The organism is Kosakonia sp. H02, assembly GCA_030704225.1.
In the GTDB taxonomy this organism is placed as follows: Bacteria; Pseudomonadota; Gammaproteobacteria; order Enterobacterales; family Enterobacteriaceae; genus Kosakonia.
Genome location: CP131915.1, coordinates 3,028,623 through 3,042,219, shown reverse-complemented (window position 1 = coordinate 3,042,219; position 13,597 = coordinate 3,028,623). Strand labels below are relative to the sequence as shown.

General features: G+C 53.6%; 15 protein-coding genes. 6 read left to right on the top strand and 9 right to left on the bottom strand.

What is annotated here, in order from left to right; genetic code table 11:
- Positions 1 to 15 precede the first annotated feature (15 nt).
- The 3 genes from Q5705_14325 to Q5705_14315 all read left to right on the top strand — a co-directional run bounded on the left by Q5705_14325 (position 16) and on the right by Q5705_14315 (position 1,508).
- Entirely contained in the window at positions 16 to 915 is a 900-nt protein-coding gene (locus tag Q5705_14325) for an AraC family transcriptional regulator (GenBank protein WLI79034.1), read from the top strand.
- A gap of 70 nt (positions 916 to 985) precedes the next feature.
- Positions 986 to 1,234, top strand: a complete 249-nt coding sequence (locus Q5705_14320; GenBank protein ID WLI75760.1) for a type II toxin-antitoxin system Phd/YefM family antitoxin — start codon at positions 986 to 988, stop codon at positions 1,232 to 1,234.
- On the top strand, positions 1,224 to 1,508 hold the full coding sequence (locus Q5705_14315) for a type II toxin-antitoxin system RelE/ParE family toxin (GenBank protein WLI75759.1): 285 nt from the start codon (positions 1,224 to 1,226) through the stop codon (positions 1,506 to 1,508). Before Q5705_14320 ends, Q5705_14315 begins: the two co-directional genes overlap by 11 nt.
- A 20-nt stretch (positions 1,509 to 1,528) precedes the next feature.
- On the opposite strand, the gene parE is transcribed toward Q5705_14315, so the two are convergent.
- Genes parE through nudF form a run of 5 tightly spaced genes read right to left on the bottom strand, consistent with a single transcriptional unit; the run spans position 1,529 to position 5,941 of the window.
- The gene (parE, locus tag Q5705_14310) at positions 1,529 to 3,421 is read right to left on the bottom strand and encodes a DNA topoisomerase IV subunit B (GenBank protein ID WLI79033.1); all 1,893 of its coding nucleotides are present in this window, start codon (positions 3,419 to 3,421) and stop codon (positions 1,529 to 1,531) included.
- 41 nt (positions 3,422 to 3,462) lie between these two features.
- Positions 3,463 to 4,038, bottom strand: a complete 576-nt coding sequence (gene yqiA, locus Q5705_14305; GenBank protein WLI75758.1) for an esterase YqiA — start codon at positions 4,036 to 4,038, stop codon at positions 3,463 to 3,465.
- Positions 4,038 to 4,865, bottom strand: a complete 828-nt coding sequence (gene cpdA / locus Q5705_14300; GenBank protein ID WLI75757.1) for a 3',5'-cyclic-AMP phosphodiesterase — start codon at positions 4,863 to 4,865, stop codon at positions 4,038 to 4,040. The genes yqiA and cpdA overlap by 1 nt, the downstream gene beginning before the upstream one ends.
- A 24-nt stretch (positions 4,866 to 4,889) precedes the next feature.
- Positions 4,890 to 5,312 (bottom strand): DUF1249 family protein, encoded by a 423-nt coding sequence (locus Q5705_14295; protein WLI75756.1) that lies wholly within the window; start codon positions 5,310 to 5,312, stop codon positions 4,890 to 4,892.
- Positions 5,309 to 5,941 carry an ADP-ribose diphosphatase gene (gene nudF / locus Q5705_14290; protein WLI75755.1) on the bottom strand — a complete coding sequence of 211 codons (633 nt, stop codon included), beginning with the start codon at positions 5,939 to 5,941 and terminating at the stop codon, positions 5,309 to 5,311. The genes Q5705_14295 and nudF overlap by 4 nt, the downstream gene beginning before the upstream one ends.
- Before the next feature lie 206 nt (positions 5,942 to 6,147).
- Here nudF and tolC point away from each other — a divergent pair, with 206 nt between their 5' ends.
- The 3 genes from tolC (at position 6,148) to Q5705_14275 (ending at position 9,564) form a co-directional block, all read left to right on the top strand.
- Positions 6,148 to 7,587: an outer membrane channel protein TolC gene (gene tolC, locus Q5705_14285; GenBank protein WLI75754.1), complete on the top strand. Its 1,440-nt coding sequence runs from the start codon at positions 6,148 to 6,150 to the stop codon at positions 7,585 to 7,587.
- 142 nt (positions 7,588 to 7,729) lie between these two features.
- Positions 7,730 to 8,398: a DUF1190 family protein gene (locus Q5705_14280; protein WLI75753.1), complete on the top strand. Its 669-nt coding sequence runs from the start codon at positions 7,730 to 7,732 to the stop codon at positions 8,396 to 8,398.
- Positions 8,399 to 8,403: 5 nt separating this feature from the next.
- Positions 8,404 to 9,564, top strand: a complete 1,161-nt coding sequence (locus Q5705_14275) for a glutathionylspermidine synthase family protein (GenBank protein WLI75752.1) — start codon at positions 8,404 to 8,406, stop codon at positions 9,562 to 9,564.
- An 81-nt stretch (positions 9,565 to 9,645) separates the two neighbouring features.
- Here Q5705_14275 and Q5705_14270 read toward each other — a convergent pair whose 3' ends face one another.
- From Q5705_14270 to ygiD, 4 genes are all read right to left on the bottom strand, one after another.
- A complete protein-coding gene (locus tag Q5705_14270) occupies positions 9,646 to 10,932 on the bottom strand; it encodes a TRAP transporter large permease (GenBank protein WLI75751.1) in 1,287 nt (428 codons plus the stop codon).
- Between the two features lie 18 nt (positions 10,933 to 10,950).
- Positions 10,951 to 11,460, bottom strand: a complete 510-nt coding sequence (locus tag Q5705_14265) for a TRAP transporter small permease (protein WLI75750.1) — start codon at positions 11,458 to 11,460, stop codon at positions 10,951 to 10,953.
- Positions 11,461 to 11,513: 53 nt separating this feature from the next.
- Complete coding sequence (locus Q5705_14260) at positions 11,514 to 12,491, bottom strand: TRAP transporter substrate-binding protein (protein ID WLI75749.1); 978 nt, start codon at positions 12,489 to 12,491, stop codon at positions 11,514 to 11,516.
- 306 nt (positions 12,492 to 12,797) lie between these two features.
- A complete protein-coding gene (gene ygiD, locus Q5705_14255) occupies positions 12,798 to 13,586 on the bottom strand; it encodes a 4,5-DOPA dioxygenase extradiol (GenBank protein WLI75748.1) in 789 nt (262 codons plus the stop codon).
- Between the last annotated feature and the right edge of the window lie 11 nt (positions 13,587 to 13,597).

The following is a 13,597-nucleotide window of genomic DNA, read 5'->3' as shown; positions in this document are numbered from 1 at the left end:
TTAAAACCGTGGTTTATAAATGCCTTCAGCGAAGGAAAAATTGAAAATGGTTGCACTATGACCTCTACCCTACAGACCGAGCGACTGGAGCTTATTACCTTAAACGATGCGGTCGTGTCGTTTAGCCGGCTTTTCGCCAATACCGTGCGCTATCACCACTGGCATCAGTGCCTGGAAGTGCTCTATGTCGAAGAGGGATTTGGCGTGGTGATTGTCGATAATTGCCAGTACACCATGCGCCCCGGACGGCTCTTTTTCTTTCCGCCCTTCACGCTTCATCGGGTGATGGTCGATGAGCAGGCGCAGGATTGTTACCGGCGCACCATTATTCATGTCGATCACCACGCCGTGCTTAAACATCTGCGCGATTTCCCGCACAATCACCACCGTTTGCAGCACCTTTCGTTACGCGGCGGCGCGGCAGTGGTGATGGACGCAGCCGATATTCACCCGCATCTCGATCACCTGTTTAGCTGTTATGCAAAGCTTGCTGAAAGCCGCCGCCTGAACGTTGAGCAGGTCGCCTGCCTGTTGCTGAATCTGTTGGGTATGTTGCCAGAAGATAACGAGAAATTACCGGAAGAGCGCAGCGGCATTGCCACGCCGGTGATGTTCTGGTTGGAGGAAAATTATCGCCAGAAATTTAGCCTTGAGCGGCTGGCGCAGGAGTTAGGCAAATCCCGCAGTTATGTCTCGCGCCGTTTTCATTTTGAGACCGGCGAACCCATACATCAGTATCTCAACACCCTGCGCTTGCGCAAAGCTTGTGACTACCTGCTACACAGCCCGCGCAGCGTTCGCGATATCGCAAGCGAGGTGGGATTTTCTGACGTGACGTATTTTATCAGCGCGTTTAAACGCGGCATTGGGGAAACGCCGCTGCAATATCGGAAGAATCATCAGTCTGAACAATGATCTCCATAAAGCACTTTTAAAAGCACCTTTCAATGCACCATAATGAGCGTTATTTGAAAGGAGATACATTATGCCATTCCAGATATTAACCACGACCGCTGCAAGTATTACCGAACTGAAACGTGATCCGATGGGGACCTTTAATGCAGGTGAAGGCGCGCCTGTCGCCATCCTGAATCGCAACGAGCCTGCTTTTTACTGTGTTCCACCGGCTTTATATGCTCAGCTTATGGAGCTACTGGAAGACGAAGAGTTGGGGCGGATGGCTGATGAGCGTGCGGATGAACCTGTCATCGAGGTCAAACTTGATGACCTATAAACTGGCATTCAATGAATCGGCATTAAAGGAATGGAAGAAGCTGGGGAGCACAATCCGGGAGCAATTCAAAAAGAAGCTTCAAGAACGCCTCGAAAATCCACGCGTCCCCGCCTCACAACTCCATGGGCGCAAAGATCAGTACAAAATTAAGTTACGCGGCGCGGGATACCGACTGGTATACAAAGTTGAAGATGACATTATTACCGTGACTGTCATCGGCGTTGGCAAACGCGAAAATGATGACATCTACACAGCTACCCGGCTCAGGAGTTGAGCCGGGTAATCAAACATAAATTACGCTTCGATTTCCGCTTTATCGCCTTTTTCTTGCAGCCAGTTGCGCCTGTCTTCTGAACGTTTCTTGGCCAGCAGCATATCCATTGTGGCGTCGGTTTGCTGCTCATCTTCATCATTAATGATCAGCTGCACCAGGCGGCGGGTGTTCGGATCGAGCGTCGTTTCACGCAGTTGCATCGGGTTCATCTCGCCCAGCCCTTTAAAGCGCTGCACGTTCGGTTTGCCCTTCTTGCGTTTCAACTGCTCGAGCACACCGGTTTTCTCTTCTTCCGTCAGCGCGTAATAGACCTCTTTGCCGAGATCGATACGGTACAGCGGCGGCAGCGCCACATGAACGTGACCGTTTTTCACCAGCGCACGGAAGTGCTTCACAAACAGCGCACACAGAAGCGTGGCGATGTGCAGCCCATCGGAATCCGCATCCGCAAGAATACAGATCTTGCCGTAACGCAGCTGGCTCAGATCATCACTGTCCGGATCGATACCGATCGCCACCGAAATATCGTGCACTTCCTGCGAGGCCAGCACTTCATCGGAAGAGACTTCCCACGTATTCAGGATCTTGCCCTTAAGCGGCATGATCGCCTGATATTCGCGGTCGCGCGCCTGTTTGGCCGAACCGCCTGCCGAGTCACCTTCCACGAGGAACAGTTCGGTGCGGGATAAATCCTGAGCGGTACAATCCGCCAGCTTACCAGGCAGCGCCGGGCCGCTGGTCAGCTTTTTACGCACCACTTTTTTGGCGGCGCGCATACGGCGCTGAGCGCTGGAAATCGCCATTTCCGCCAGCAGCTCGGCGGTTTGAATATTCTGATTCAGCCACAGGCTGAACGCATCTTTCACCACGCCAGAAACAAACGCGGCGCACTGACGGGACGACAAACGCTCTTTGGTCTGCCCGGCGAATTGCGGATCCTGCATTTTCACCGACAGCACATACGCGCAGCGATCCCAGATATCTTCCGCTGAGAGCTTCACGCCGCGCGGCAAAATGTTGCGGTATTCGCAGAATTCACGCATCGCATCAAGCAAACCCTGACGCAAGCCGTTAACGTGCGTACCGCCCTGCATGGTCGGAATAAGGTTAACGTAGCTTTCCGTCAGCAGCTCGCCGCCTTCCGGTAGCCACAGCAACGCCCAGTCCACCGCTTCGGTTTCAGCGGAGAAATTACCGATAAACGGTTTTTCCGGCAGCGTCGGCAGGCCGTTCACCGCTTCGCTCAGGTAATCGTTCAGGCCATCCTCGTAACACCAGCGCTGCTCGGCGTTATTCACTTCATCTTTAAAAGTGATTTCAACACCCGGACACAGCACCGCTTTGGCTTTCAGCAGGTGGGTCAGGCGGGAAACCGAGAAACGCGGGCTGTCGAAGAAGGAGACATCCGGCCAGAAATGGACGCTGGTGCCGGTATTGCGTTTACCGCAGGTGCCGATCACGTGCAAATCCTGCACTTTTTCGCCGTTTTCAAACGCGATGCTGTAAACCTGGCCGTCACGTTTGACGGTCACTTCCACGCGGCGGGACAAGGCGTTAACCACCGAAATCCCCACGCCGTGCAGGCCGCCGGAGAACTGGTAGTTTTTGTTGGAGAATTTACCGCCCGCATGCAGACGGCAGAGGATCAGCTCAACAGCCGGTACGCCCTCTTCCGGGTGGATATCCACCGGCATGCCGCGCCCGTCGTCGATAACTTCCAGCGACTGGTCCGCGTGCAAAATGACGTCTACGCGTTTTGCGTGACCCGCCAGCGCCTCATCGACGCTGTTATCAATAACTTCCTGGCCTAAATGGTTAGGGCGCGTGGTATCGGTGTACATCCCCGGACGGCGGCGAACCGGCTCAAGCCCGGTGAGTACCTCTATGGCATCAGCGTTATAGGATTGCGTCATGGTGTGTTCGTAGATAGTGACCGCATCGTTTCCCGGTTGGCTCAATGCAGCCCAAGGAAATCGATAATCTGTGTGAAATGATTCTCAAAGCCGATAAAGGCATGATTCCCACCCTCTTCAACTGTCTGACGGCAGGCATCGTAATATGCCACCGCCTGGCGGTAATCCAGCACTTCGTCCCCGGTTTGTTGCAGCAGCCAGATTAAATCCGGTGCTTCAAGCGGGTCAACTTGCATCACTTTGAGCTCGTAAATATGGCGAGACTCTAGCACATATTGCTGCCCTGTGTAGGGATTCTCGTTATTGCCAAGATAATCTGCCAGCAATTCAAACGGCCGCACCGCGGGATTCACCACCACTGCGGGCAACATAAAACATTGCGAAAGCCAGGTCGCCAGATAACCGCCCAACGACGAACCGACTAAGCCAAGCTGTTTTCCACCCTGCTCCAGCACCAGCGATTCCAGCAGTTCTGCGGCCTGAGCCGGATAAGGCGGTAACTGCGGTATCAGCACATTGATCTCCGGGTGGTTTTGCGCCATCCACTGCGAAAGCTGCGTCGCTTTGCCGGAAAGCGGAGAACTGTTAAAACCATGCAGATAAAGAAGTGTGGACATCAGTAGCCTTCTGACGCGGTATCCGGGCTAAATTTTGTACTTTGCAGACGGCAAACTTCAGTATGCAGCGTTCCGTCAGGGTACAAATCCAGCCAGCGCCATCCCGGCGCGATAGTGTCAAGCGTGAAGTTGGCGCAGTGCGGTTTAAACTGCACACAGGTCGACGGCGTGGCCAGCAGGCGGCGGCCGTTCCAGTCGAGATCCAACTCCTGATGAATATGACCGCACAGCAGGTTGCGCACCTGCGGAAAACGTTGCAGCACATTATCTAATTCAGCGGCGTTGCGCAGGCTGTGCTGATCAAGCCAGCTGCAACCCGACGGCAACGGATGATGATGGAGCAGCAATAAGGTGTGCCGTTGCGGGCTGTCGGCGAGTTTTTTCTCCAGCCAGTCGAGTTGATACTCGCTCAACTCGCCGTGCGGGACGCCAAATACCTGGCTGTCCAGCAGCAGAATTTGCCAGTGCTCGCCCACAAAAACGCGCTTCGCGGGAGAGATACCCGCATCCTGGAGTGCGCTGTACATAGCAGGCTGGAAATCGTGATTACCCGGCAGCCAGACGCAAGGCGCGTCGAAGCTTGCGATGCCTTCAGCAAAAAGCTGATAAGCCGCAGCGGTGTGATCCTGCGCCAAATCGCCGGTAGCAACGATCAGATCGCATACGCGCTGCTGGGACCGGATCGCCTCCAGTACCGCCTGATAGCTTTCCCAGGTATTTACCCCTAACAGCGTTTCATGCTTTTCGGCAAACAGGTGAGAATCAGTTATTTGTAATACCCTGACTCTGGACTCACCAACCAGAGGCAGGTTTAACAGGCTTTCCAAATGGTGTCCTTAGGTTTCACGACGCTAACAAACCGGAATCGCCATTGCTCCATGTGCTAAACAGTAACGTAGCCAGTCGGCCAGAAACTGATTAATTTGATGCTTTTCGTCGCGTTGATGCAACTTTTTATTGGGGTAATCATAACGCGCTTTAAAACGAAAGATCTGCTGGCTCGAACACACTTCGGCTACCATCGCATCGTGATACAGGCGCACCGTCATAGACGGCAAGCTCCAGTAACTGACGGCAGGCGCGGTCTGTTCGATTTCCACAAGCGTAGTGTAGCGGGTGGATTCAACAATCGTTAATCGGTATTGCGCATTGGTCACCTGATAACTCACCGCTTCGCCCGCCGCATCATTACGCGGTAACAGGCGGCGCAACTGGGCGAAATTGGTTTCGCACAGGCGCATCATTTCAGGGAAGTCAGGTGTGTAACGCTTCATTTTTTCCACTCGTTTCTTAAGCTCTCATAATGCAGTTGCAGCCATTGCAAGGCGATGACAGACGCTGCGTTGTCGATTTTCCCCTCTTCTACCCACTGATAAGCCTGTTCCCGGCTCACCACATGAACACGAATATCTTCGTTTTCATCCACCAGACCATGAATACCTGAGGCCTGAGTGGCATCCACTTCGCCAACCAATACGGCAGAGCGCTCGCTGGTGCCGCCAGGGCTTGCCAGATAGCTCAACACTCTTTTCACGCGCCCGACGGTCAAACCGGCTTCTTCTATGGCTTCCCGACGCACCACGTCCTCGTCGGATTCGCCCTCTTCAATCATGCCAGCCACCATCTCCAGCAACCACGGCGTTTCACTGGTATCGAAAGCCGCAATGCGGATCTGTTCAATCAGCACAACTTCGTCGCGCACTGGGTCATAGGGTAGCAAGACTGCGGCGTGCCCGCGTTCAAAAATTTCACGGCGCACTTCACCGCTCATTTCACCGTTAAACAGGCGATGGCGGAATCGATAGAGATCGAGCGAAAAAAAACCGTTGTAGAGCGTTTCACGTGCAATAATTTCTACATCGTTTTTTGTGAAAGTCACTGCGGATGTTTCTGGCTTATTCATTGGCGACATCTCATCTTAAATAATGATAAAACTCTGGATTTCAAGCCTGACTAACTGCCGTTTCAAGCTCTATGTGATAGATTGATGCAAATTTATGCCGATGGCACGTAACGCCAAGCTTTAGCGGCGCGTACTTCTGGTAGAATCTGCGATTATTTTTTCCAATTTAGACCAGCGCTAATACTGCTTCACAACAAGGAATGCAAATGAAGAAATTGCTCCCCCTCCTTATCGGACTGAGCCTGACAGGTTTCAGTGCTATGAGCCAGGCAGAAAATCTGTTACAGGTTTATCAGCAGGCGCGTTTAAGCAACCCCGATCTGCGTAAATCCGCCGCCGACCGCGATGCCGCTTTCGAAAAGATCAATGAAGCGCGCAGCCCGTTACTGCCGCAGCTCGGTTTGGGGGCAGATTACACCTATACCAACGGCTTTCGTGATAGCCAGGGCGTGGACTCAAACGTGACCAGTGGTTCCCTGCAATTGACGCAAACTATTTTTGATATGTCGAAATGGCGTGCACTGACATTGCAGGAAAAATCGGCTGGTATTCAGGATGTGACCTGGCAGACCGACCAGCAAACGTTGATGCTGAACACGGCGACCGCCTACTTCAACGTGTTGAGCGCCATTGATACGCTCTCCTACACCGAAGCACAGAAACAGTCGATTTATCGCCAGTTGGATCAAACCACGCAGCGTTTTAACGTGGGTCTGGTTGCCATTACTGACGTACAGAATGCCCGTTCGCAATACGATACCGTGCTGGCAAATGAAGTCACGGCACGTAACGCGCTGGACAATGCAGTGGAATCCCTGCGCCAGGTGACCGGTAATTACTACCCGGAGCTGTCATCCCTGAACGTCGACAGCTTCAAAACCGATAAACCGCAGCCGGTAAATAGCCTGCTGAAGGAAGCGGAAAGCCGCAACCTGACACTGTTGCAGGCGCGTCTGAACCAGGATCTGGCGCGCGAGCAAATTCGCCAGGCTCAGGATGGTCATCTGCCAACACTGGACTTAACCGCGTCTACCGGTGTGTCGAACACCTCCTATAGCGGTTCAAGAACACGTAATAACTCACAATTTGGCGATTCCGACGTCGGTCAGAATCAAGTTGGCCTGAGCTTCTCTCTGCCGCTGTATCAGGGTGGTCAGGTCAACTCGCAGGTGAAACAGGCGCAGTTCAACTTTGTTGGCGCGAGCGAACAGCTGGAAAGCGCGCACCGCAGCGTAGTACAAAACGTCCGTTCTTCCTTTAATAACGTGAACGCGTCGATCAGCAGCATCAATGCTTACAAACAGGCCGTAGTGTCTGCGCAAAGCTCACTGGATGCGATGGAAGCGGGTTACTCCGTCGGTACGCGTACCATTGTTGATGTGCTGGATGCGACGACCACGCTGTACAACGCGAAACAACAGCTCTCCAGCGCGCGTTATAACTACCTGATTAATCAGTTAAATATCAAGCAAGCGTTAGGTACGCTTAACGAGCAGGATCTGCTGGCGCTGAACAGCGCGCTGGGCAAATCCATCTCTACCGCGCCGGAAAACGTGGCACCCGAAAACCCGCAGCAGCAAGCGAACGTTGATAACTTCAGCGCCAGCGCGCAGCCTGCCGCAGAACGCACCAGCGTAACGCGTTAATCTGTACTTATCTGCAACGGGGGCATCCAGCCCCCGTTTTTACGTAAGGCAACGTAAAGGCCTTCTCTCCTCGCTTTAATTTCAACCACCCATCCTCTATCCTGATCGTCTATTCATGCCTTTGGGGTCCAGGAAGATAAAAATGAAACGGACAAAAAATATTAAACATGCGACGTTCCGCAAAAGCTGGAGCGCGCGTCACCTGACACCTGTCGCGCTGGCCGTTACCGCCGTGTTTATGCTGGCAGGTTGCGAACAAAACGACGAAACAGTTTCCATGTACCAGAACGCCGACGATTGTTCATCGGCGAATCCGGGCAAAAGCGCGGAGTGTAGCGCCGCCTACAACAACGCCCTGAAAGAAGCGGAACGTACCGCGCCGAAATACGCCTCGCGCGAAGATTGCGTGGCCGAGTTTGGCGAAGGCCAGTGCCAGCAAGCCCCTGCGCAAGCGGGCGTAGCGCCGGAAAACCAGGCTCAGGCGCAGTCCGGCGGCAGTTTCTGGATGCCGCTGATGGCAGGTTACATGATGGGCCGTTTGATGGGCGGCGGCGCGGGCTTTGCGCAGCAGCCGCTGTTTACCTCGCGTAACCCGGCAAGCCCCGCTTACGGCCAGTACACCGATGCTTCCGGCAAAGGCTACGGCGCAGCGCAACCTGGCCGTACGGCCACAGTACCGAAAACCGCCATGGCACCTAAACCGGCGACCACGACGACAGTGACGCGTGGCGGCTTTGGTGAATCTGTGGCGAAGCAGACCAGCATGCAGCGCCGCGCGACCGGCACCACTACCCGCTCGATGGGTGGCTAATTTCCATGGAAAGAATCAGCATTACCGAGCGCCCGGACTGGCGCGAAAAAGCCACGGAGTATGGTTTCAATTTTCACACCATGTACGGCGAGCCTTACTGGTGTGAAGACGCATATTACAAGCTGACGCTCGCACAGGTTGAAAAGCTGGAAGACGTTACCGCCGAACTGCACCAGATGTGCCTGCAAGTGGTTGAGAAAGTGGTCGCCAGCGATGAGTTAATGGCGAAGTTTCGCATTCCGAAACATACCTGGAATTTTGTCCGCCAGTCATGGGCCACGCACCAACCTTCGCTTTATTCACGCCTCGATCTCGCCTGGGATGGCGTGGGTGAACCTAAACTTCTGGAAAATAACGCCGATACGCCCACCTCGCTGTATGAAGCCGCTTTCTTTCAGTGGATCTGGCTGGAAGATCAGCTCAACGCCGGCAACCTGCCGCAGGGCAGCGATCAGTTCAACAGCCTGCAAGAGAAGCTGATTGAGCGCTTCGCCGAACTGCGCGAGCAGCACGGCTTCCAGTTGCTGCATTTCACCTGCTGTCGCGACACGGTCGAAGATCGTGGAACCGTGCAGTATCTGCAAGATTGCGCAGCGGAAGGCGAACTAGCTTCTGAATTTCTCTATATCGAAGACATCGGTCTGGGGGAAAAAGGCCAGTTTACGGATATGCAGGATCAGGTCATTAGTAATCTGTTCAAGCTTTATCCGTGGGAATACATGCTGCGTGAGATGTTCTCAACCAAACTGGAAGATGCCGGTGTTCGCTGGCTGGAGCCAGCCTGGAAGAGCATTATCTCCAACAAAGCGCTGCTGCCAATGCTATGGAAAATGTTCCCGGATCACCCGAATTTGCTTCCCGCTTATTTTGCCGAAGATGACCATCCGGCGATGGAAAAATACGTGGTGAAACCGATTTTCTCCCATGAAGGCGCGAACGTGTCGATCATTGAGAACGGTAAAACCGTTGAAGCCGTCGAAGGGCCATACGGTGAAGAGGGGATGATTGTGCAGCAGTTCTGCCCGCTGCCGAAATTCGGCGACAGCTACACGTTGATTGGCAGTTGGCTCATCAACGATCAGCCTGCCGGGATCGGCATTCGCGAAGACCGGGCGCTGATAACGCAAGATCTCTCCCGCTTCTACCCGCACGTCTTTGTTGAATAAAACAAAACCCGGCCAAAATTAGCGCCGGGTTTTCTCTTTTTCCTGGCCGGATGAGGTGCAGTCGCCAGCCAGCAACTCTCCTCAAAGCACGCCAAACAGCTTCGGCAAAAACAGCGAGATCGCTGGAATATAGGTCACCAGTATCAGCACCACAAACAGGATCGCGTAAAACGGCAGCATCGCTTTTACCACCTGCTCGATCTTCTGCTTACTGACCGCACTGGCAACAAACAGCACCGATCCCACGGGCGGCGTGATCAACCCAATCCCCAGATTCACCAGCATAATCATGCCGAAATGCACCGGATCTATGCCCAGCGCATTGGTCACCGGCAGCAGCACCGGCGTCAGGATCAAGATAAGCGGAGCCATATCCATCAGCGTGCCGAGCAACAGCAGCATGATGTTAATGCACATCAAAATAACGTATTTGTTATCCGAAAGGCTGGTGAACGCCTCTGTGATGCGTGAAGGCAACTGCATATAGGTCATCACGGCCCCGAACGCGGCGGCAAAACCAATCAGGATCATCACGATGGTCACCGTTTTCACCGTGCGGTACATCAGCTTCGGCAGTTCCGACCATTTGTAATCACGATAGATAAACATGGTGACGAAAAAGGCCCACAGACAGGCGATTGCTGCCGATTCCGTGGCGGTGAAAATACCGGAGAGGATGCCGCCCATGATGATCACCACGGTCATCAATCCCCACAGCGTATCGGCGAAAATTTTCAGCGCCTGGCGAAACGGCACGCGCTCGCCTTTCGGGTAACCGCGCTTATGGGCAAATGCCACGCACATCACCATCAGCGAGAAACTGAGCAGCAATCCTGGCAGGATCCCGGCGATAAACAGCGCCGCGATCGACACCGTACCGCCGGTCGCCAGCGAGTAGATCACCGAGTTATGGCTCGGTGGCGTCAGGATCGCCTGCACCGAACCGCTGGCGGTGACCGCAGCGGCGAAATCGCGCGGGTAACCTTTTTTGTCCATCTCCGGGATCATCACCGAACCGATCGAGGCGGTATCAGCCACCGACGATCCCGAAATCGCGCCAAAAAAAGTTGAGGCAACAATATTAACCAGCGACAGGCCACCGCGAATAAAGCCGACAAAGATATAGGCGAAGTTAACCAGCCTGCGGGCAATGCCGCCCTCGGCCATAATCGCCCCGGCGAGAATAAAAAACGGGATCGCCAACAACGAGAATTTATTAACGCCATTGGTCAATTGAATCATCACCGCTTCCAGCGGAATATCGATATACCACGCGCCCAGCACCGCGCTGATACCCACCGCGTAAGCAACCGGCACACCTACCGCCAGCATAATGGCTAACGTAAAGACCAGAATAAATGCATCCATAGAGGTTCCTTACTGGAATCAGCTCGACGAGCCCAGCATCACCACCGGGCGGTGGTATTGCGCGCCAAAAATCATTTTTTCGATAATGAACAAGATGGTGATGGCTGAACCGATCGGCAGCGGCAAATAGCTCTCCCCGGCAGTGAAGAATGGGAACTCTGCAACCGGCTGCTCCCACAATTCGGCGCACAGCACAGCGCTGTACCAGAGGATAAACACGCTGATTGCCATCAGCATCAGATCCGCCAACACGAAACAGATTTTACGAAGCGGCTCGCTTAAACGGTCCGTCACCATGCTGACCGCAATATGAGAACCGGCGCGGTAGCTCACGGCGGCACCAATAAAGGTAAACGTCACCATGCAAATAATGGCGACCGGTTCCGGCCAGGATAAGGCGCTGTTCATGACATAACGGGCGAAAATCCCCACGGGAATAATCGCCACCATCACTAACAGCGCCAGACCGGCAATCCACATCGATATTCTGTACAGAATATCCATCAACGACGAATAGCGTTCTGCCATAGCAGTTTTCCCGGTAAAAGTAGCAAAGGGGCAGGAAAACCTGCCCGGCCAGGTTATTGCACGTCCTGAATACGTTTAATCAAGTCCTGGTGCTCTTTACCGTATTTATCGCGAACCGATTGCGTGGCCTCATAAAAGACTTTGGTGTCGATATCGTGGAACTGCACGCCACCCGCTTTCATCGTCGCCAGCGATTTTTCATTGTAGGCTTTCCACAGTTCTCGCTGCTCAACCTGCGCCTCTTTCGCCAGTTTCAGGATCAGTTCCTGATCCTCTTTTTTCAGCTTGTCCCATTTCGCTTTCGAGAATAAAAACAGCTCGGGAATAATAAAGTGTTTGCTCCAGGTGTAGTTCTTCACCACCGGCAAATAGTTATGCGCAACAAATGTCGGCGGGTTATTTTCCGTGCCGTCAATGACGCCGGTCTGCATACCGCTGAACACTTCGCTGACGCCCATCGCTACCGAGTTAGCGCCCATCGCTTTCAGGGTATCCAGCGCAATTGGGCTGCCCTGGACACGGATTTTCATGCCCTTCAGATCTTCCGCTTTCGTTACCGGCGCTTTGGTTATCAGGTTACGCGTGCCGGCATCCATCCAGCCGAGAAAAATCAGCCGCGATTTGCTGCTTTCAGACAGGCGGTTACCGATCTCCTGACCAATCATGCCGTCCAGCACTTTGTGCATGTGATCTTCGTCGCGGAAAATATAGGGCAGCGTAAAGACATCGATTTCGGGCAATATTGCCGCCACAGGCGTCATCGAGACGCGGATAATATCGATAGCGCCAATTTGCGCCTGCTCAATGACTTGCTTCTCATCACCTAATACGCCGCCGGGAAAGGTTTTAATTTCGAGGCGTCCATCCGTTGCCTGACTTAACTTCTCCCCCATATGTTTTACGGCCACAACATTGGGATAGTCGGCGGGGTGAACATCCGCGGCGCGAAACGTTTGGGCGAGAGTGGCGTGGGAAATAAACAGCAGAGCGGAACTAATACAGACTTTCAGTAAGGATTTTGCTGAGTTCATATTTCCGGGTCTCCAGAGGTTTAATTTTTAGCAAAATAAGACCAACCGCGAGCAGAACGCTCGTGGCTTAACAGCGGATAGTTGTTATGGGCATGTCTGAGAACAAGACAAGAGAAGAGTAGTCACTCGCGAGCGTTTGCGCGACGATGATGTTCACAAAAAGTAGCTAAATTCAGCACGGCGTTTCATTTTTGCAGCGAAGCTCTTTTTATTTTCAAAAAAACGCCATTTCAGACCTATTTTTTTGAGATCTCCCTCCCGGTTTTCTATTTCCATAAAAAATGGCGCATCGTGTGCGCCATAGCGTTAACCAATCTGTACCGAGAGCATACTTATCGATCCCATTTCGATGCCATCAACCGGAATTGACACCGGCTCTTTACCATCCCACGCGCCAAGCACATAGAGCAGCGGCAGGAAGTGTTCCGCCGTTGGATTAGAGAGCGAACCGCCTTCGTGGTCGAGGTAATTAACCAGCGGATGTAGCTCATCCGGCCCCTGCCAGGTGAGATTCTGCTTAACGAAATCATTGAAAGAGGCCGCCCACGGATAGGGCGTGTTATCGCCATGCCAGCGCGCCGTACGCAGGTTGTGCACCACATTACCGCTGGCGACTAGCATCACCCCTTCATCACGCAGCGACGCCAGTTTGCGCCCCATTTCAAGATGCCAGGCCGCCGGTTTACCGCTGTCGATACTGAGCTGCACCATCGGGATATCAGCGTTCGGGTACATCTTAATCAGCACGCCCCAGGAGCCGTGGTCAAAACCCCAGGCTTCTTTATCGAGCGTGACCGGAACCGGCGCCAGCAGTTCAACCAGGCGCTGCGCCAGTGCGGGCGAACCCGGTGCCGGGTAATGGGTGTCGTACAACGCCTGCGGAAATCCACCGAAATCATGGATGGTCTGCGGTGCTTCCATTGCCGTTACGCCCGTGCCACGGGTAAACCAGTGCGCAGAGACCACCACAATCGCTTTCGGGCGCGGCAGCGTCTCGCCCAACTCGCGCCAGGCGCGGGTATAAACATTATCTTCCAGGACATTCATTGGGCTGCCATGGCCCAAAAACAGTGCTGGCATACGCGGTGCAGGCATGGGGAAATCCT

Bases quoted from the DNA above. Each gene is read 5' to 3' on its own strand.
- Q5705_14320 (WLI75760.1), top strand. From the start codon at position 986: ATGCCATTCCAGATATTAACCACGACCGCTGCAAGTATTACCGAACTG.
- Q5705_14315 (WLI75759.1), top strand. From the start codon at position 1,224: ATGACCTATAAACTGGCATTCAATGAATCGGCATTAAAGGAATGGAAG.
- parE (WLI79033.1), bottom strand. From the start codon at position 3,421: ATGACGCAATCCTATAACGCTGATGCCATAGAGGTACTCACCGGGCTT.
- yqiA (WLI75758.1), bottom strand. From the start codon at position 4,038: ATGTCCACACTTCTTTATCTGCATGGTTTTAACAGTTCTCCGCTTTCC.
- Q5705_14295 (WLI75756.1), bottom strand. From the start codon at position 5,312: ATGAAGCGTTACACACCTGACTTCCCTGAAATGATGCGCCTGTGCGAA.
- nudF (WLI75755.1), bottom strand. From the start codon at position 5,941: ATGAATAAGCCAGAAACATCCGCAGTGACTTTCACAAAAAACGATGTA.
- tolC (WLI75754.1), top strand. From the start codon at position 6,148: ATGAAGAAATTGCTCCCCCTCCTTATCGGACTGAGCCTGACAGGTTTC.
- Q5705_14280 (WLI75753.1), top strand. From the start codon at position 7,730: ATGAAACGGACAAAAAATATTAAACATGCGACGTTCCGCAAAAGCTGG.
- Q5705_14275 (WLI75752.1), top strand. From the start codon at position 8,404: ATGGAAAGAATCAGCATTACCGAGCGCCCGGACTGGCGCGAAAAAGCC.
- Q5705_14270 (WLI75751.1), bottom strand. From the start codon at position 10,932: ATGGATGCATTTATTCTGGTCTTTACGTTAGCCATTATGCTGGCGGTA.
- Q5705_14265 (WLI75750.1), bottom strand. From the start codon at position 11,460: ATGGCAGAACGCTATTCGTCGTTGATGGATATTCTGTACAGAATATCG.
- Q5705_14260 (WLI75749.1), bottom strand. From the start codon at position 12,491: ATGAACTCAGCAAAATCCTTACTGAAAGTCTGTATTAGTTCCGCTCTG.
- ygiD (WLI75748.1), bottom strand. From the start codon at position 13,586: ATGCCTGCACCGCGTATGCCAGCACTGTTTTTGGGCCATGGCAGCCCA.